General features: G+C 55.0%; 25 protein-coding genes and 1 pseudogene. All 26 read left to right on the forward strand.

Features of this window, described 5'->3' with window-relative positions:
* Nucleotides 1-1,151: elongation factor Tu (gene tuf / locus RUA4292_RS02470; protein WP_058276167.1), on the forward strand; the 1,151-nt coding region annotated here is incomplete at its 5' end.
* A gap of 158 nt (nt 1,152-1,309) precedes the next feature.
* Nucleotides 1,310-2,551 (forward strand): dipeptidase, encoded by a 1,242-nt coding sequence (locus tag RUA4292_RS02475; RefSeq protein ID WP_233493313.1) that lies wholly within the window; start codon nt 1,310-1,312, stop codon nt 2,549-2,551.
* 216 nt (nt 2,552-2,767) lie between these two features.
* Nucleotides 2,768-3,082, forward strand: a complete 315-nt coding sequence (rpsJ, locus tag RUA4292_RS02480; RefSeq protein WP_008756422.1) for a 30S ribosomal protein S10 — start codon at nt 2,768-2,770, stop codon at nt 3,080-3,082.
* A gap of 18 nt (nt 3,083-3,100) precedes the next feature.
* Nucleotides 3,101-3,826 (forward strand): 50S ribosomal protein L3, encoded by a 726-nt coding sequence (gene rplC, locus RUA4292_RS02485; RefSeq protein WP_058272361.1) that lies wholly within the window; start codon nt 3,101-3,103, stop codon nt 3,824-3,826.
* Nucleotides 3,823-4,440: a 50S ribosomal protein L4 gene (rplD, locus tag RUA4292_RS02490; protein WP_050605826.1), complete on the forward strand. Its 618-nt coding sequence runs from the start codon at nt 3,823-3,825 to the stop codon at nt 4,438-4,440. Before rplC ends, rplD begins: the two co-directional genes overlap by 4 nt.
* Nucleotides 4,437-4,733, forward strand: coding sequence for a 50S ribosomal protein L23 (locus RUA4292_RS02495; protein ID WP_058272362.1), 297 nt, complete (start codon nt 4,437-4,439; stop codon nt 4,731-4,733). Before rplD ends, RUA4292_RS02495 begins: the two co-directional genes overlap by 4 nt.
* Nucleotides 4,734-4,867: 134 nt before the next feature.
* Complete coding sequence (locus RUA4292_RS02500) at nt 4,868-5,878, forward strand: aldose epimerase family protein (RefSeq protein ID WP_058276168.1); 1,011 nt, start codon at nt 4,868-4,870, stop codon at nt 5,876-5,878.
* Between the two features lie 273 nt (nt 5,879-6,151).
* Nucleotides 6,152-7,186, forward strand: a complete 1,035-nt coding sequence (locus RUA4292_RS02505) for a fatty acid desaturase (RefSeq protein ID WP_058276169.1) — start codon at nt 6,152-6,154, stop codon at nt 7,184-7,186.
* Nucleotides 7,187-7,431: 245 nt separating this feature from the next.
* Entirely contained in the window at nt 7,432-7,608 is a 177-nt protein-coding gene (locus RUA4292_RS24900) for a hypothetical protein (RefSeq protein WP_050605905.1), read from the forward strand.
* A 5-nt stretch (nt 7,609-7,613) separates the two neighbouring features.
* Nucleotides 7,614-7,703, forward strand: a pseudogene (locus RUA4292_RS24355) (50S ribosomal protein L23); the annotation flags it as partial.
* Nucleotides 7,704-8,100: 397 nt separating this feature from the next.
* The gene (locus tag RUA4292_RS02515) at nt 8,101-8,775 is read left to right on the forward strand and encodes an ATP-binding protein (protein ID WP_145974836.1); all 675 of its coding nucleotides are present in this window, start codon (nt 8,101-8,103) and stop codon (nt 8,773-8,775) included.
* Nucleotides 8,769-9,065 carry an STAS-like domain-containing protein gene (locus RUA4292_RS02520; protein ID WP_058276171.1) on the forward strand — a complete coding sequence of 99 codons (297 nt, stop codon included), beginning with the start codon at nt 8,769-8,771 and terminating at the stop codon, nt 9,063-9,065. The genes RUA4292_RS02515 and RUA4292_RS02520 overlap by 7 nt, the downstream gene beginning before the upstream one ends.
* A gap of 238 nt (nt 9,066-9,303) precedes the next feature.
* A complete protein-coding gene (rplB, locus tag RUA4292_RS02525) occupies nt 9,304-10,146 on the forward strand; it encodes a 50S ribosomal protein L2 (protein WP_008757664.1) in 843 nt (280 codons plus the stop codon).
* A 3-nt stretch (nt 10,147-10,149) separates the two neighbouring features.
* A complete protein-coding gene (gene rpsS / locus RUA4292_RS02530; protein WP_010437056.1) occupies nt 10,150-10,428 on the forward strand; it encodes a 30S ribosomal protein S19 in 279 nt (92 codons plus the stop codon).
* Between the two features lie 3 nt (nt 10,429-10,431).
* Nucleotides 10,432-10,812, forward strand: coding sequence for a 50S ribosomal protein L22 (gene rplV, locus RUA4292_RS02535; RefSeq protein WP_039538267.1), 381 nt, complete (start codon nt 10,432-10,434; stop codon nt 10,810-10,812).
* On the forward strand, nt 10,812-11,522 hold the full coding sequence (gene rpsC, locus RUA4292_RS02540) for a 30S ribosomal protein S3 (protein WP_058276172.1): 711 nt from the start codon (nt 10,812-10,814) through the stop codon (nt 11,520-11,522). The genes rplV and rpsC overlap by 1 nt, the downstream gene beginning before the upstream one ends.
* A gap of 12 nt (nt 11,523-11,534) precedes the next feature.
* A complete protein-coding gene (gene rplP, locus RUA4292_RS02545; RefSeq protein WP_058272368.1) occupies nt 11,535-11,948 on the forward strand; it encodes a 50S ribosomal protein L16 in 414 nt (137 codons plus the stop codon).
* Between the two features lie 163 nt (nt 11,949-12,111).
* Complete coding sequence (locus RUA4292_RS02550; protein ID WP_058276173.1) at nt 12,112-12,660, forward strand: amino acid synthesis family protein; 549 nt, start codon at nt 12,112-12,114, stop codon at nt 12,658-12,660.
* A 49-nt stretch (nt 12,661-12,709) separates the two neighbouring features.
* On the forward strand, nt 12,710-13,330 hold the full coding sequence (locus RUA4292_RS02555) for a 2OG-Fe(II) oxygenase family protein (protein ID WP_058276311.1): 621 nt from the start codon (nt 12,710-12,712) through the stop codon (nt 13,328-13,330).
* A gap of 257 nt (nt 13,331-13,587) precedes the next feature.
* Nucleotides 13,588-13,794 (forward strand): cold-shock protein, encoded by a 207-nt coding sequence (locus tag RUA4292_RS02560; RefSeq protein ID WP_010437077.1) that lies wholly within the window; start codon nt 13,588-13,590, stop codon nt 13,792-13,794.
* Nucleotides 13,795-13,903: 109 nt separating this feature from the next.
* On the forward strand, nt 13,904-14,200 hold the full coding sequence (locus RUA4292_RS02565) for a hypothetical protein (RefSeq protein WP_058276174.1): 297 nt from the start codon (nt 13,904-13,906) through the stop codon (nt 14,198-14,200).
* A gap of 193 nt (nt 14,201-14,393) precedes the next feature.
* Complete coding sequence (gene rpmC, locus RUA4292_RS02570) at nt 14,394-14,600, forward strand: 50S ribosomal protein L29 (protein ID WP_037311745.1); 207 nt, start codon at nt 14,394-14,396, stop codon at nt 14,598-14,600.
* 4 nt (nt 14,601-14,604) lie between these two features.
* On the forward strand, nt 14,605-14,835 hold the full coding sequence (rpsQ, locus tag RUA4292_RS02575; protein WP_058272371.1) for a 30S ribosomal protein S17: 231 nt from the start codon (nt 14,605-14,607) through the stop codon (nt 14,833-14,835).
* A 76-nt stretch (nt 14,836-14,911) separates the two neighbouring features.
* Nucleotides 14,912-15,280, forward strand: coding sequence for a 50S ribosomal protein L14 (rplN, locus tag RUA4292_RS02580; RefSeq protein ID WP_008757934.1), 369 nt, complete (start codon nt 14,912-14,914; stop codon nt 15,278-15,280).
* A gap of 2 nt (nt 15,281-15,282) precedes the next feature.
* Complete coding sequence (gene rplX, locus RUA4292_RS02585) at nt 15,283-15,594, forward strand: 50S ribosomal protein L24 (protein ID WP_058272372.1); 312 nt, start codon at nt 15,283-15,285, stop codon at nt 15,592-15,594.
* Entirely contained in the window at nt 15,587-16,147 is a 561-nt protein-coding gene (rplE, locus tag RUA4292_RS02590; RefSeq protein ID WP_058272373.1) for a 50S ribosomal protein L5, read from the forward strand. The genes rplX and rplE overlap by 8 nt, the downstream gene beginning before the upstream one ends.
* The last annotated feature ends 11 nt before the right edge of the window (nt 16,148-16,158 follow it).

Raw genomic sequence — 16,158 nt, forward strand, 5'->3', positions numbered from 1 at the left:
ATAAGCCGCACGTCAACATCGGCACGATTGGCCACGTTGACCACGGCAAGACCACGCTGACCGCAGCAATCACCAAGTATTTCGGTGACTTCAAAGCGTATGATCAGATTGACGGCGCGCCTGAAGAAAAAGCACGTGGCATCACCATCTCGACCGCCCACGTGGAATACGAGACCGACACGCGTCACTATGCGCACGTCGACTGCCCCGGCCACGCCGACTACGTCAAGAACATGATCACCGGTGCCGCACAGATGGACGGCGCGATCCTGGTTGTGAACGCTGCTGACGGCCCGATGCCGCAAACGCGTGAGCACATCCTGCTGGGCCGCCAGGTTGGCATCCCGACCATGGTCGTGTTCATGAACAAAGTGGATCAGGTTGACGACGAAGAGCTGCTGGAACTGGTGGAAATGGAAATCCGCGAGCTGCTGTCTTCGTATGACTACCCCGGCGACGACATTCCGGTCATCGCAGGTTCGGCTCTGGCCGCGATGGAAGGCAACAAGCCGGAAATCGGCGAAGAATCGATCCGCAAGCTGATGGCTGCCGTGGACGAGTACATCCCGACACCTGAGCGCGCTGTTGACCAGCCGTTCCTGATGCCGGTCGAAGACGTGTTCTCGATCTCGGGTCGTGGTACCGTTGTGACCGGCCGTGTTGAGCGTGGCGTGATCAACGTTGGCGACGAGATCGAAATCGTCGGCATCCGTGACACACAGAAAACCACCTGTACTGGTGTTGAAATGTTCCGCAAGCTGCTGGATCGCGGCGAAGCGGGCGACAACATCGGCGCCCTGCTGCGCGGCATCGACCGTGAAGGCGTTGAGCGTGGTCAGGTTCTGTGTAAGCCGGGTTCGGTTACACCGCACACCAAGTTCGAAGCCGAAGCCTATATCCTGACCAAGGAAGAAGGCGGTCGTCACACTCCGTTCTTCGCGAACTACCGTCCTCAGTTCTACTTCCGTACAACTGACGTGACCGGCACCGTGACCCTGGCAGCTGGCACCGAGATGGTTATGCCTGGCGACAACGTGTCGTTCGAGGTTGAGCTGATCGCACCGATCGCGATGGAAAACGGCCTGCGTTTCGCCATCCGCGAAGGCGGCCGCACCGTCGGCGCTGGCGTCGTGTCGAAAATCGTCGAGTAAGGCGGCTCTGCCACCCAATCGGTTGAACTAAAGAAAGGGCGTCCCTCGGGGCGCCTTTTTTCATACCGATTAAATTCAAAAATTAGATTTCGTACTACCCTGATTGTTGCTTTGCATGCATTATCCCAAAAGGCGCAGTGAGATTTGGGAGCGCAATCGTGAAAATAGCCATAGTCCTATTGAGCCTTCTAACGATAGCTATCACTCCGGTTTCTGCCAGCGAAGAAAGCAAGGTTTGGGAGGCATCGGACGCGGCAAATCAGTTCGTTAAAGATACGATTGTACTGGGTATGCTCGCCAGCCCTTATGGAACCGGGTGGACGGAGTACGAGCAGTTGCACACCTATTTTGAACGCGCGCGCGAAAATGGAATTACGGGGCGCGAAATGACTCTTGCGGCTGCAGACATGTCTTTCGAGACGCTCTTGGAGCAGCACTACCATTTTCGAGCGGCAATGGCTGAGCAACCGGAAAACTATCTGGTTGTGAATGAGACGCGAGACATCAAGGCTGCTCATGCTCAGGGAAAAACCGCTGTCATCTGGAACAGTCAGACCGCCACGATCCTAAATGGTGATCTCAGGAAGATGGCAATGCTCAAGGACTTGGGCATCAAAAGCATGATCTTGGCTTATAATGATATTTTCAGGACCGGGTCGGGCCAGTTGGCGGCCTACAATGGAAATGACATCGGGCTGACGCCTTGGGGCAAGTCGGTTATTGACGAGATGGTTCGTTTCGGAATTCTGTTGGACCTCAGCCACACCGGATCTCGGACGGCCAATGACGCTATGGCCTATATGGAGAGCAATTATCCCGGCGTTCCATTCGTCTATACCCATTCTGTAACTTCGGGTTTGTATCAGAGCGAACCGAACGCGACACCGCGCGGTTGCTATCGAGCTATTCCAGACGATGAAGCACTCAGAGCTGCCGAATCTGGTGGCTATGTGTCTCCGACGTTCACTGAGTGGATGATGGACGGCGTTTGGCCAGAGGATATTTCGCCCAAACAAGCGGCCGACATGATCGATTACTATGTGCAGTTAGTTGGAATAGATCATGTGGGCATCGCTACCGACGACATGTTTTCAACTGAGCTCGTCGTTGAGTTCGCGACCGCAAATGCCAGCATGTATGACGACGGCGGTTACATGATTGATGCGTTCAACAATGGTGCTACAGGCAATGGCGAGTTAGCCAAGATATTGGCCGCCATTACGGATGATCTTTGGGCACGCGGATACTCCAACGAAGACCTTGCAAAGATTTATGTTGGCAACAAGATGCGTGTCTACGCTCAGGTCTGGGAGGGGAAACCACCACAACAATTCCTTTTGGAGTATCCAGAGCGATTGCGTATGCGAGAAGAGTTTCGAGAGCTTTTCCCCACACGCTGATTTTCAGTGACAGGCAATTTGCGCTGAAGCTGGTCTGAGAGCTCTAGCGAGCCCAGTTCAATTCCCCCTTGCCAAACCCCATCAACCCCTGTAAATCGCGCGAGTTCTCTACAAGAACATCGAGGCGGGGTGATTCCCGCCTTTTGGGTTCGAAGAGGGTTGGCGATGCGCGCTTGTCCTCCTCTCAACCTCAACGCCTGATAAAAGGCTGTTATAATGCAAAGCCAAAACATCCGTATTCGGCTGAAGGCATTTGACTATCGCGTTCTGGATGCCAGCACGCAAGAGATCGTCAACACTGCCAAGCGGACCGGCGCGAACGTGCGCGGCCCGATCCCGCTGCCGAACAAGATTGAGAAGTTCACGGTTCTACGTGGCCCTCACGTTGACAAGAAATCCCGCGACCAGTTCGAGATCCGCACGCACAAGCGTCTGCTCGACATCGTTGATCCGACCCCCCAGACCGTTGACGCGCTCATGAAGCTCGACCTCGCCGCTGGTGTGGACGTCGAGATCAAGCTGCAGTCGTAAGATCGGAGGGTATAGATTATGCGCTCTGGTATTATCGCAAAAAAAGTTGGCATGACCCGCCTGTTCATGGAAGACGGCAAGCAGATTCCTGTGACCGTTCTTCACCTGGACGGCCTGCAGGTCGTTGCACAGCGGACCGCTGACAAAGACGGCTACACCGCCGTTCAGTTGGGTGCTGGTGCGGCCAAGGCAAAACGCACCTCGAAGGCCATGCGCGGTCACTATGCCGCTGCAAAGGTCGAGCCCAAGCGTAAGCTGGCCGAGTTCCGCGTCTCTGAAGATGGCCTGATCGAAGTGGGCGCCGAGATTTCAGCAGAACACTTCCTGGAAGGTCAGAAAGTTGACGTTTCGGGCACCTCGATCGGTAAAGGCTTTGCCGGTGCAATGAAGCGCCACAACTTCGGTGGTCTTCGCGCCTCGCACGGTGTTTCGATCAGCCACCGTTCGCACGGTTCGACTGGCCAGTGTCAGGATCCGGGCAAGGTTTTCAAAGGCAAGAAGATGGCCGGTCACATGGGTGCTGCCCGTGTAACCACCCAGAACCTGGAAGTCGTCAAAACCGACGCCGACCGTGGTCTGGTCTTCATCAAAGGCGCCGTTCCCGGACCGAAATCGGGCTGGGTTACCGTCAAGGACGCCGTCAAGAAGAAAGCACCGGAAGGCCTGCCTTTCCCGGCAGCCGTAAAAGGTGCTGCAACTGAAGCACCTGCGGAAGAAGCTCCCGCGGAAGGTGGTGAAGCATGAAACTTGATGTAATCAAACTGGACGGCGGCAAAGCCGGCAACATCGAGCTGGACGCCGATCTGTTCGGCCTCGAGCCGCGCGCGGACATCCTGCACCGTGTGGTCCGTTGGCAGCGCAACAACGCGCAGGCCGGCACCCACAAGGTCAAGACCCGCTCGGAAGTGTCCTACTCGACCAAGAAGATCTATCGCCAAAAAGGCACCGGTGGCGCACGCCACGGCGCACGCTCGGCACCGATCTTCCGGGGTGGTGGCGTTTACAAAGGTCCGGTCGTGCGTTCGCATGGTCATGACCTGCCGAAGAAGTTCCGTAAACTCGGTCTGCGCCACGCGCTGTCTGCCAAAATGGCAGCTGGTGAACTGGTTGTGATCGAAAACGCCGAAGCCGAAGGCAAGACCGCTGCACTGGCCAAACAGGTTGCAAACCTGGGCTGGAAGCGCGCTCTGGTCATCGACGGGGCGACCGTGAACGAAGGTTTCCTGAAGGCGTCGCGCAACATCGAAGGTCTGGATATCCTGCCGTCGATGGGTGCAAACGTTTATGACATCCTTAAGCGTGACACTCTGGTGCTCACCAAAGCGGCTGTCGAAGCACTGGAGGCTCGTCTGAAATGAGCGCGAAGGCAGAACACTACGACGTGATCCGCAAGCCGATCATCACTGAAAAGTCGACCATGGCGTCTGAGAACGGCGCGATTGTCTTTGAAGTGGCGATCGACAGCAACAAACCGCAGATCAAAGAAGCGGTTGAATCGCTGTTTGGTGTCAAGGTGAAGGCGGTCAACACCACCATCACCAAAGGCAAGGTCAAGCGGTTCCGCGGCCAGTTGGGCAAGCGGAAAGACGTCAAAAAAGCATATGTGACCCTGGAAGAGGGTAATACCATCGACGTAAGCACCGGTCTCTGATTGGACCCGTCTGTGGCAAAAACAAAAGGCCCCTGCATCAGCAGGGGCCTTTTTTTGTTGGCGCAGCTCATCTGGCCGCGTTGAATTTGGCCCGGACCTGTGCACAGTGACCTAAAGGCAGTGAGACGGGTGATATGCAGGCTGAACAGCAGGTTCGCGATTTCGGGAAAACCCGGGATGGTCAGATCGTCAGAAGCATCGATATTGGGCAGGGGGCGCTTTCTGCGCGTATCCTGACCTATGGCGCAACGTTGCAGGATCTGCGTTTGCAGGGTTTTGAGCATCCTCTGATATTGGGGTGGCCGGAGATTGCAGGCTATGAAGACAGCACTGCTTACCTAGGAGCCATGGTGGGCCGTTGTGCCAATCGGATCGCGCGCGCGTCATACAGTCTGGATGGCGCTAGCTACCAGCTGGATCGCAATTATTTGGGCACTCATACGTTGCACGGCGGAACGCAAGGTATGGATTGTCTGGTCTGGGAAATTTCCAGCGTTACACCGGGCGCGGTCACTTTGCAGCTGACCCTGCCTGATGGCCACATGGGCTTTGGCGGCGACTTGGAAGTGGCGGTGACCTTCCGAGTCGAGGCGGACGCTACATTGAGTATCGAAATGGAAGCGCGGACAACGTCGGCAAGCCTATGCAATCTGACCCCGCATATCTATTTCAACCTCGACGGTGGCACAGACATCCGCCAGCACGAACTAATGGTGCGCGCTGAACGCTACACCCCTCTTGACGGGGACCTCATTCCCACAGGTGAAGCGCTTAGCGTTGCGGGCACGCCCTTTGATCTGCGGTCATCGCGACCTTTGGGGGGCTGGGCATACGATCACAATTTCTGCCTGTCCGATCAGCGTCTGCCTTGTCGTCCTGTGGCGACGCTGACCGGGTCGTCCTCAGGTCTTTCGATGCAGCTCGAGACGACCGAGCCGGGTTTGCAGGTCTATTCCGGTTCGTCTTTGGATGAAGGTCCACGCATTGGCTTGGGCGGCCGACCCTACGGCCCTTATTCTGGCGTCGCTTTGGAACCACAGGTCTGGCCCGATTCAATCAACCAGCAAGGGTTTCCAAGTGCGGTATTGCGCAAGGGTCAAACCTATCGCCATGTTTCGCGATACGTGTTTCAGAGCGAGGTTTAAGGTCAGGCGGTTCCATAGCCAGTTGGGTCGCCGGAAAAGGGACAAAAAAAGCATTTTTGATCTAGGCAGAGGGTTACACTATCGATGTAAATACCTATCTCTGATCGGATCCGCCTACGGATAAGCGTGAGGGTCCCCGCGAAAGCGGAGGTTTTCTTGAGCAACAACACCAGAGAAAATGAGCGCGACACATTCGCCTCAGCCAGAATTCGCTTGCTATGCCGGATCGGTAGTCTATGCGGTTTCTACAAACATAAGTGACATGGCAGGCGCATGACAAAACCCTATCTCTCGACCCCGGACAAACCGGATGTGACCGCCGCGCGGGATTGGGTTACGACACTTGCCAAATACCGCGAGCCGAACCAGTGGCGCAGCTCCTTTGAGCTGGGTGTCAGTATTATCCCTTTCTTCGTGCTATGGGCGCTGTCCTGGATGTCGCTTTCGGTTAGCTATTGGTTGGCTTTTGCGATTGCCGTTCTCAACGCGGCCTTCCTGCTGCGCTTGTTTGCGATCCAGCATGATTGTGGGCACGGAGCGTTCTTCAAGAACCGGTCGGTCAGCGACTGGGTTGGGCGGGTCATTGGTGTATTGACCTTGACGCCGTATGACGTCTGGCGCCGCACGCATTCCAACCATCACAACAGCTCGGGCAATTTGGACAAACGGGGAATGGGCGATATTCACACTTTGACAGTCGCTGAGTACCGTTCAAAGACGCCCATGAACCGGTTCTGGTATCGGGTTTATCGCAACCCCATTACTCTTTTTGTCCTTGGCCCCGGCTATCTGTTTCTGTTCCAGAACCGCCTCCCGTTGGGTTTGACGGGCAGCGTCAGGTTCTGGATCAGCGCGATGGGCACCAACCTTGCCATTCTGGCTGCGCTCGTGGCCGTATACTATTTTGGCGGCCTGATGCCGGTGCTGCTGATCTTTCTGCCTTCGACCCTGATTGCCGCGACTGCGGGCGTGTGGCTGTTCTATGTGCAGCATCAGTTCGAAGACACGCACTGGGATGCTGATAAGGACTGGCAACTGCATGAGGCTGCCTTGCACGGCAGCTCGCATTACATCCTGCCATCTGTGCTGCAGTGGTTCAGCGCCAACATCGGCATCCACCACGTGCACCACCTGTATAGCCGCATCCCGTTCTATCGCCTGACCGAAGTGCTGCGCGATCATGATGAGCTGGCCAACAGCAACAAGATGACCATCCGTGAGAGCCTCGCGAATGCACGGTTGCACCTGTGGGACGAAAATAACCGCCGTTTGTTGTCCTTCGCTGAGGCGCGTGCGCTGTATGGGTGAGGGGTGTTCCGCCGGGTGGAGCACAACCGGAAAGACGTCAAGAAATCACATGTGACCCGTGAAGAAGGTAACACCACCGACGTACCCTTCGGCCCCTGATCGGAACTGCCCTTGGAAAAAGACGAAAGCCCCCACGCAAGCGGTGGTTTTTTGTTATTTGAATGTCTGTTCTGAACTTGCTCTGTCAGATTTGCCCCGCGAAGCTGCCGTTGCTTCGAGTGCACAGAGCAGATAGGCATACACGTATGAAACATGTCCCCAAAGAAACAACAGATGAGGCCCTTATTCAGGAGTTCCTGGATAAAGGAGGCAAAGTCAGCGTCGGCAAAACCAAACCCGCGCCTGCAGAGCTGGGTTTGAGCAAGAATGTCTGGAACGCCAAACTGACCAAAGAAGAGAAGGCCGCGCGCGACAAGAAGTGATCGTGCGAGGCCAGTTGGGAAAGCGGAAAGACGTTAAGAAAGCATATACGACCCTGGAAGAGCGGAGCACCATCGACGTGTTTACCGGTCTCTGATCGAATCCGTCTTTGGGGAGTTGGGTGCGTAAGGAAGTTGGTTTTTTTGTTTTAACTACTTCCTGCAATTTCCACGGAATCAATCATTCCGAAATTTTAGTGGCAAACCTTCATTTCTGGGTTGATTGGCAAACTGACTGTTGTAGTCACTGCTTTGAGCGCACAAGAAATTTAGAAGAGCCAGCCAATGTCCGTTAGCGTGATACTACTAGGTTAATTTACAGCGCATTCCCTGTTCACTCAAGTGAATAGAAGCTTTGGTCAGTTTGATACTCTACCTGCCGAAGTCAATTTTGACTTTAGGTACCTTAGTTTTGTGAGGCCTTCGGGAGTGGTGTTTCTAAGCAACCTCTCCAGATTTCTTCTTCGTAAAGGGTGCGCGGTCACTTACGGCAATATGAACAAGATGTCCGAAGCGATACGTTTCTTGGACGATTCCTTGTTCTTCGAGCAGCATATGGGTTCTAAGCTGAATGCTTGGAGTAACCCTCGTGCAACTACGCAACCTTTAATCGAGGTGCGGCACACGGAAAGTCACGATTGGGTTCGGAACACGTTTGTTCCTTGGCTTTCGGGGTGTTCAAAAATTGCCCAACATGATCTTGGCGAGTTGGCGACCTGTCTGTCGGAGCTCTTCAACAACATTGATGATCACACAGAGTTCGACGTCGGCAGCGTATTTGCACAGTGGTACCCGCAAGAAGAACGCGTAATTGTTGCTGTTGCAGATTTTGGTGTTGGAATCCCGACGACCGTTGGGCGCGTTTGTGAGGGCCTGTCAGATAGCGAAGCCATAATAAAGGCATTTGAAGATGAGTTTACATCGCAGAGCACTCCCAGAAACAGAGGTATCGGGCTACATTTCTTACTACAAAACGTAGTGCAGAATTTGTCTGGAAAACTTGAAGTTAACTCCGCGAATGGTGCGGTGGTGTTCGAAAAAGTTGGCAATTTGTTAAATGCCGTGCCGTATACACAAAACGGGTACTGTCCGGGGACGCTAATTGTCTTGGAGTTTAACACGTCGGCAATTGAGCGAACAGACGGCGATCTGGAGGATTTGGAATGGTAGTGTACATTCGAGACATTGTTGACGGGTGTGATACCAATGCACAAGGCGCCGTGTTGAGTGCTCTGCTGGATGCCAACTTAAGTAAAATGCAAAGCGTTACGCTTGATTTTACTGACGTTTTCAATGTGACTTCTTCCTTTGTGAACACCGCATTTGTAGACTTGATGGACCGGCATGACTTGGCCCAGTTTAAGCAGCATGTGAAGTTAAGGAACGTAAATCGTCAGATAGCTACGTTGGTAAAGTCTCGGTTAGCTTCAATGGAAGCCAAGTCGGCTATGGCAGCTTAAAATCTACTGATTTCGTAGTTTGAAGCGTTAGAGTTTTCCTGTTTTTTTGTTTTTGTTGAATCCTATAGACACCCACCCCCATCACTGCTAAACGCATCCAATCTTACGGCCTCGGATTCGTTCCGGGGCCTATGATATTTGAAACCGGGGACCTTCGGGGCCCTATACCCTTGGCACCTACGGGGGCCTATCACATAGCGGGGAAATCCCCGCACTTGCTAAACGGAAGACAGAAAGCATGGCACTCAAGTCGTACAAGCCGACGACGCCGGGCCAGCGCGGGCTGGTGCTGATCGACCGTTCGGAGCTTTGGAAAGGACGTCCGGTCAAGTCTCTCACTGAGGGTTTGACCAAATCGGGCGGCCGGAACAACACCGGACGGATCACTTCACGCCGCCGCGGCGGTGGCGCAAAGCGTCTCTACCGGATCGTTGACTTCAAACGGAACAAATTTGATGTCGCGGCAACCGTTGAACGGATCGAATATGACCCGAACCGGACCGCATTCATCGCACTGGTAAAATACGAAGACGGCGAGCAGGCATATATCCTGGCTCCGCAGCGTCTGGCTGTTGGTGACAAAGTCGTGGCATCTGCCAAGGCTGACATCAAGCCGGGCAACGCAATGCCGTTTTCGGGCATGCCTATCGGTACCATCGTCCACAACATCGAGATGAAGCCTGGTAAAGGCGGTCAGATCGCACGTGCGGCCGGTACATACGCTCAGTTCGTTGGTCGCGATGGCGGCTACGCTCAGATCCGTCTGAGCTCGGGCGAGCTGCGCATGGTCCGTCAGGAATGCATGGCCACCGTTGGTGCCGTGTCCAACCCCGACAACTCGAACCAGAACCTCGGTAAAGCCGGTCGTATGCGCCACAAAGGCGTTCGTCCGTCGGTTCGTGGTGTTGCAATGAACCCGATCGATCACCCGCACGGTGGTGGTGAAGGTCGTACCTCGGGTGGCCGTACACCGGTTACACCGTGGGGTAAGGACACCAAGGGTAAGCGTACCCGCAACAAGAACAAAGCGTCCCAGAAGCTGATCATCCGCTCGCGGCACGCCAAGAAGAAGGGACGTTAATCTATGTCTCGCTCTGTTTGGAAGGGTCCTTTCGTCGATGCTTATGTGCTCAAAAAAGCCGAAGCAGCGCGCGAGTCGGGCCGCAACGAAGTCATCAAGATCTGGTCGCGTCGTTCCACCATTCTGCCCCAATTCGTGGGTCTGACCTTTGGTGTGTACAACGGCCATAAGCATATCCCCGTCAACGTCTCGGAAGACATGATCGGTCAGAAGTTTGGTGAGTATTCGCCAACTCGTACCTATTACGGTCACGCCGCTGACAAAAAAGCGAAGCGGAAGTAAGTCATGGGCAAGGAAAAGAACCCCCGCCGCGTGGCTGAAAACGAAGCAATGGCAAAAACACGCATGCTTCGCACTAGCCCGCAGAAACTGAACCTGGTTGCGCAAATGATCCGCGGCAAGAAAGTTGAGAAGGCTCTGACCGACCTGACTTTCTCGAACAAGCGTGTCGCTCAGGACGTCAAGAAGTGCCTGCAGTCCGCAATCGCCAACGCCGAGAACAACCACAACCTGGACGTTGACGAGCTGATCGTCGCCGAAGCATGGGTTGGCAAGAACCTGGTCATGAAGCGCGGTCGCCCGCGTGCCCGTGGTCGGTTCGGCAAGATTATGAAGCCGTTCTCGGAGATCACCATCAAGGTGCGTCAAGTTGAGGAGCAAGCCTAATGGGTCATAAAGTAAATCCGATCGGCATGCGCCTGCAGGTGAACCGCACCTGGGACAGCCGCTGGTACGCCGACACCAAGGACTACGGTGATCTTCTGCTGGAAGACCTCAAGATCCGTGAGTTCATCAACAAAGAGTGCAAGCAGGCCGGTATTGCGCGTGTGATCATCGAACGTCCGCACAAGAAGTGCCGCGTTACGATCCACACCGCACGTCCCGGTGTCATCATCGGCAAGAAAGGTGCAGACATTGAAGTGCTGCGCAAAAAGCTTGCTAACATGACTGACAGCGAACTGCACCTGAACATCGTCGAAGTGCGCAAGCCCGAGCTTGACGCGCAGCTGGTTGCCGAGTCCATCGCTCAGCAGCTGGAGCGCCGGATTTCGTTCCGTCGCGCGATGAAACGGTCTGTTCAGAACGCCATGCGCATGGGCTCTCTGGGTATCCGGGTGAACGTCGCTGGCCGTCTGGGCGGCGCTGAAATCGCACGGACCGAGTGGTACCGCGAAGGCCGTGTGCCTCTGCACACGCTGCGCGCCGACATCGATTACGCACAAGCCGAAGCGATGACCCCCTACGGGATCATCGGGATCAAGGTCTGGATCTTCAAAGGTGAGATCATGGAGCACGATCCGCAGGCACGTGACCGTAAAGCACAGGAACTCCAGGACGGCCCTGCACCTCGTGGTGCTGGTGGCGGTCGTCGCTAAGGAGGGAAAGATATGCTTCAACCAAAGCGTACTAAATTCCGCAAGATGCACAAAGGCCGGATCAAGGGTGAAGCCAAAGGCGGCTCTGATTTGAACTTTGGCACCTATGGTCTGAAAGCTCTTGAGCCTGAGCGTGTAACTGCACGCCAGATCGAAGCTGCACGTCGTGCCATGACGCGTCACATGAAGCGTCAGGGCCGTGTCTGGATCCGCATCTTCCCCGACACCCCGGTCACTGCAAAGCCGATCGAAGTTCGTATGGGTAAAGGTAAAGGTTCGGTCGACCGCTGGGCATGCAAAGTCAAGCCTGGCCGCGTGATGTTCGAGATCGACGGCGTCAATGACGACATCGCACGTGAGGCCCTGCGCCTGGCCGCGATGAAGCTGCCGATCAAGACCCGCGTAGTGATCCGCGAAGACTGGTAAGCGATTGGGCGAAAGCCCTTCGTAACAAGATTAACCCCCGTCGGGACACCGGCGGGGGTTTTCTTTTTCGTCAGCCTATTGTGATCCACCCCATCGTTTCGTGAAAGAAGTCGACGATTGTCCATGGCCCCCATAGGCTGACAATTGTGAATGGGAGGGTCATATGTTTCAGCTGCGCAAGAAGGTATTCATCAAAGAGATTATAACCACCGACCAATTGGGGCAACTATGTGCTCCGGTCTGCCGGGTTGCAGCTTTGGCAGTCATACAGAACCCACTCGCCGGTAAATTTTCGGAAGACTTGTCCGAGCTGTTTAAAATAGGTGGTGCGCTCGGCGCTGACCTCGCGGCCGAGGCTGTTTCTCAACTCGACGGTTCTCCGATTTCGTACGGTAAAGCAGCGATTGTTGGTGCGAATGGCGATCTCGAACAAGGCGGCGCACTGATCCACCCGAAACTTGGCGCTCCGATGCGTGCTACAGCCGGTGGAGGCGAAGCTGTCATTCCGTCTAATGCCAAGCTCGGGGCACCGGGATGTTCAATCGATCTGCCGCTTGGGCACAAGGACAACCCGTGGTCCTTTGACCATTTCGATACCATGACTTTGAATATTCCGGATGCGCCGAAACCGGATGAGATCGTCATGTGTCTGGCCTACGCAGATGGCGGACGACCGATCCCGCGCTGCGGTTCGGGACCGGTCAAAAACTGAAGGCTGGCTGGGGCTGGTCTTGGGTCAGGGCTTGGGCTATGCCCGACCCATGGCACAGATTGAATCACTCTTCGTTACCCGTCTTTATCGCGCAGCCCTTTCCGAATTCGATCCCAAGATCGATCCTGAGGAAATGGAAAATTCTTGTCTTGTCATCGCCGAGGATGATGAGGCTGGGCAGGAATGGTGCGAAGAAAACGGCTATCCCGGCTACACCAGCTATGCCTCGCTGACCGATCTGCCCTGGCGGTTCCCGATCTTTGCCGATCTGGTCAAAGCGTTGGATCAGCATGTGGCAGCCTTTGCCAAGGATCTGGAGTTCGATCTGGGCGAGGGTGAATTGAAGCTCGAAGACCTGTGGATCAACCTTCTCCCCGAAGGCGGAATGCACTCCAGCCACCTGCACCCGCACAGCGTGATTTCCGGCACGACCTATGTGGCGATGCCCGAACGGGCAAGCGCGCTGAAACTGGAAGACCCCCGCTCGGCCCGTATGATGGCGGCACCGACGCGGCTAAAGGGCGGGCGGCGGGATTTGCAGCCGTTCATCTATATGAAGCCGCAGGTGGGAGATGTCCTGCTGTGGGAAAGCTGGCTGCGACATGAGGTGCCGATGAATATGGCTGAGGATGAGCGCATCAGTGTCAGCTTTAACTATAAGTGGGAGTGAACCCCGGTTCACGACACGGTAATTGTATCAGTGTAGCGAATGCGGGACGAAAGGGCGGTGCCGCCGCCAATCACTTTTCACTTCGAGTTGTCGAAAAACCTTGCAATATGTGTCGTCATGAACCATGTGAGGCACGCTTACGTTTTTCTTTTTCGACCACTGTCTCCCGAATCTTCGGCGTTCAGTCTCTCGATCCAGACCTACAACGCCGCGCTGTCGCAATTCCGCGGACAGCAATTTAATAGGAGACTACGGATATGGCCAATGGCACCGTAAAATGGTTCAACACAACTAAAGGTTTTGGCTTCATCGCACCGGAGACCGGTGGCAAAGACGTGTTTGTACACATCTCTGCTGTTGAGCGCTCGGGTCTGACCGGCCTGGCCGACGACCAGAAAGTAACATTCGACATCGAGCCCGGCCGTGACGGTCGCGAGTCGGCTGTGAACATCGCTCTGGCGTAAGTCACTTAGACTTAGACAGTTGAAGACGCGGTCTCGTGCAAACGAGGCCGCGTTTTTCGTTTGTGGAAGGTAGTGCCAAAATTGCGATTGACTGCACTGCGACGCACTGATGAAGATCGCCGCGAAGGAAGTGATCGGTGTTAGCTTTGACAACAAGTGGTATAAACCCGTGTCTCAGGCAGGCCATGGAAACTGCTACTCCAGTATTTTGGGGGGGGGCGTGTTGGTGCTGTTTCTGCTGATACTTTATCGAACGGGTTGGAACGTGAGAGAGAGCATTCTGGCGATCATAGGTTTGCGCGGAATGCGAAACATCACCCCGGTTGAATTGGTTGTTTCGGCGGTGACGATCAGCGCAACGTTTTATGTCCTGCTTCAAGCTTTGGAAGCCTGCAAACAAATATAGTTTTTACGTGGCTAGTTTGCTTGCATTCTCATGCGCCAAACTTTCCCTTGCCACCCACTGCTGAACCCCCTATAGAGCGGCATCTTGCGTTCCCCTGGCCGAGTCGGGGGATTCGTATGTCTATCATTCATCCACCAGGTCAAAGGTGACCCTGTAAGGGGCCTTCTGGTGTTTTGAGCAAAGGAAAAAGGCGATGAACGCCCAAGAACTGCGTGACAAGACCCCGGACCAGCTCCGCGAGGAACTGGCCAACCTGAAGAAAGAAAGCTTTAACCTGCGCTTTCAACAGGCAACCGGTCAGCTGGAAAGCACCGCCGGCATCAAAGCGGCCCGCCGCAACGCTGCCCGCGTCAAAACCATTCTGAACGAAAAGGCCGCTGCTGCGGCATCGGAGGAGTAATCCTATGCCCAAGCGTATCCTGTCCGGCACCGTAACCAGCGATGCCAACGCACAAACCGTAACCGTGTCCGTCGAGCGCCGCTTTACGCATCCGGTTCTGAAGAAAACCATCCGTAAGTCCAAGAAATACCGGGCTCACGATGAAAAGAACGCCTTCAAGGTCGGTGACTCTGTTCGCATCATCGAATGCGCGCCGAAATCGAAGACGAAACGTTGGGAAGTTCTGGAAGCGTAAGCTTTCAGGATTTTTCCATTTGTCGAAACCCTGGGGGATCTAACCAGACCAGCCCCCACAGGTCGGGAGAAACCACATGATCCAGATGCAGACCAATCTGGATGTCGCTGACAACTCCGGCGCACGCCGAGTTCAGTGCATCAAGGTCCTGGGTGGTTCCAAGCGTAAATACGCCTCCGTCGGCGACATCATTGTCGTCTCGGTGAAGGAAGCCATCCCGCGCGGCCGCGTAAAGAAAGGTGACGTCCGTAAGGCCGTCGTCGTACGCACCGCCAAAGAAGTCCGTCGCGAAGACGGCACCGCGATCCGTTTTGATCGCAACGCCGCCGTCATCCTGAACAACAACAACGAGCCCGTAGGTACACGTATCTTTGGCCCGGTTGTTCGTGAACTGCGTGGCAAGAACTTCATGAAAATCATCTCGCTCGCTCCGGAGGTGCTGTAATCATGGCTGCTAAACTCCGCAAAGGCGACAAGGTCGTCGTGCTGGCCGGCAAGGACAAGGGCAAAGAGGGAACTATCACCTCGGTTAACCCATCTGCCGGAAAAGCTGTTGTTGACGGTATCAACATCGCCATCCGCGCCACTCGCCAGACTCAGAACTCTCAGGGTGGTCGTCTGCCTCAGGCAAACCCGATCGAGTTGTCGAACTTGGCTCTGCTGGACAAGAACGGCAAAGCAACTCGCGTTGGCTTCCGCATGGAAGGTGACAAGAAAGTGCGCTTCGCCAAGACCACGGGGGACGTGATCGATGCTTGATAACGCAACCTACACCCCGCGTCTGAAAGCTCAGTACGCTGAAACCATCCGTGCCGCTCTGAAAGAAGAGTTCGGCTACAAGAACGACATGCAGCTGCCCAAGCTGGACAAAATCGTTCTGAACATCGGTTGTGGTGCCGAAGCGGTTAAAGACTCGAAGAAAGCGAAAGCTGCTGTCGAGGATCTGACTGCGATTGCTGGTCAACAGGCTGTTTCCACCAAAGCGAAGAAGTCGATCGCTGGCTTCCGCGTCCGTGAAGACATGCCGTTGGGTGCGAAAGTGACTCTGCGCGGTGACCGGATGTACGAATTCCTGGATCGTCTGATCACCATCGCGATGCCACGTATTCGTGACTTCCGCGGCGTGAAGCCGTCTTTCGATGGTCAGGGCAATTTTGCCATGGGCATGAAAGAGCACATCGTGTTCCCGGAAATCGACTTCGACAAAGTTGATGAAGTCTGGGGCATGGACATCGTAATTGCCACCACAGCGAAAACCGACGCTGAAGCAAAGGCACTGTTGAAAGCTTTCAACATGCCGTTCAACGCGTAAGCGCCGGGAGG

The sequence above is a fragment of the Ruegeria atlantica genome, from assembly GCF_001458195.1.
Taxonomy (GTDB): Bacteria; Pseudomonadota; Alphaproteobacteria; order Rhodobacterales; family Rhodobacteraceae; genus Ruegeria; species Ruegeria atlantica.

Bases quoted from the DNA above. Each gene is read 5' to 3' on its own strand.
- RUA4292_RS02550 (WP_058276173.1), top strand. From the start codon at position 12,112: ATGTTTCAGCTGCGCAAGAAGGTATTCATCAAAGAGATTATAACCACC.
- rplV (WP_039538267.1), top strand. From the start codon at position 10,432: ATGGGCAAGGAAAAGAACCCCCGCCGCGTGGCTGAAAACGAAGCAATG.
- rplE (WP_058272373.1), top strand. From the start codon at position 15,587: ATGCTTGATAACGCAACCTACACCCCGCGTCTGAAAGCTCAGTACGCT.
- RUA4292_RS02495 (WP_058272362.1), top strand. From the start codon at position 4,437: ATGAGCGCGAAGGCAGAACACTACGACGTGATCCGCAAGCCGATCATC.
- RUA4292_RS02555 (WP_058276311.1), top strand. From the start codon at position 12,710: ATGGCACAGATTGAATCACTCTTCGTTACCCGTCTTTATCGCGCAGCC.
- RUA4292_RS02520 (WP_058276171.1), top strand. From the start codon at position 8,769: ATGGTAGTGTACATTCGAGACATTGTTGACGGGTGTGATACCAATGCA.
- rpmC (WP_037311745.1), top strand. From the start codon at position 14,394: ATGAACGCCCAAGAACTGCGTGACAAGACCCCGGACCAGCTCCGCGAG.
- rpsJ (WP_008756422.1), top strand. From the start codon at position 2,768: ATGCAAAGCCAAAACATCCGTATTCGGCTGAAGGCATTTGACTATCGC.
- rpsC (WP_058276172.1), top strand. From the start codon at position 10,812: ATGGGTCATAAAGTAAATCCGATCGGCATGCGCCTGCAGGTGAACCGC.
- RUA4292_RS02500 (WP_058276168.1), top strand. From the start codon at position 4,868: ATGCAGGCTGAACAGCAGGTTCGCGATTTCGGGAAAACCCGGGATGGT.
- RUA4292_RS02565 (WP_058276174.1), top strand. From the start codon at position 13,904: ATGAAGATCGCCGCGAAGGAAGTGATCGGTGTTAGCTTTGACAACAAG.
- rpsQ (WP_058272371.1), top strand. From the start codon at position 14,605: ATGCCCAAGCGTATCCTGTCCGGCACCGTAACCAGCGATGCCAACGCA.
- rplP (WP_058272368.1), top strand. From the start codon at position 11,535: ATGCTTCAACCAAAGCGTACTAAATTCCGCAAGATGCACAAAGGCCGG.
- rplD (WP_050605826.1), top strand. From the start codon at position 3,823: ATGAAACTTGATGTAATCAAACTGGACGGCGGCAAAGCCGGCAACATC.
- rplX (WP_058272372.1), top strand. From the start codon at position 15,283: ATGGCTGCTAAACTCCGCAAAGGCGACAAGGTCGTCGTGCTGGCCGGC.
- RUA4292_RS02515 (WP_145974836.1), top strand. From the start codon at position 8,101: ATGAACAAGATGTCCGAAGCGATACGTTTCTTGGACGATTCCTTGTTC.
- rplB (WP_008757664.1), top strand. From the start codon at position 9,304: ATGGCACTCAAGTCGTACAAGCCGACGACGCCGGGCCAGCGCGGGCTG.
- RUA4292_RS02560 (WP_010437077.1), top strand. From the start codon at position 13,588: ATGGCCAATGGCACCGTAAAATGGTTCAACACAACTAAAGGTTTTGGC.
- rplN (WP_008757934.1), top strand. From the start codon at position 14,912: ATGATCCAGATGCAGACCAATCTGGATGTCGCTGACAACTCCGGCGCA.
- rplC (WP_058272361.1), top strand. From the start codon at position 3,101: ATGCGCTCTGGTATTATCGCAAAAAAAGTTGGCATGACCCGCCTGTTC.
- RUA4292_RS02505 (WP_058276169.1), top strand. From the start codon at position 6,152: ATGACAAAACCCTATCTCTCGACCCCGGACAAACCGGATGTGACCGCC.
- RUA4292_RS24900 (WP_050605905.1), top strand. From the start codon at position 7,432: ATGAAACATGTCCCCAAAGAAACAACAGATGAGGCCCTTATTCAGGAG.
- rpsS (WP_010437056.1), top strand. From the start codon at position 10,150: ATGTCTCGCTCTGTTTGGAAGGGTCCTTTCGTCGATGCTTATGTGCTC.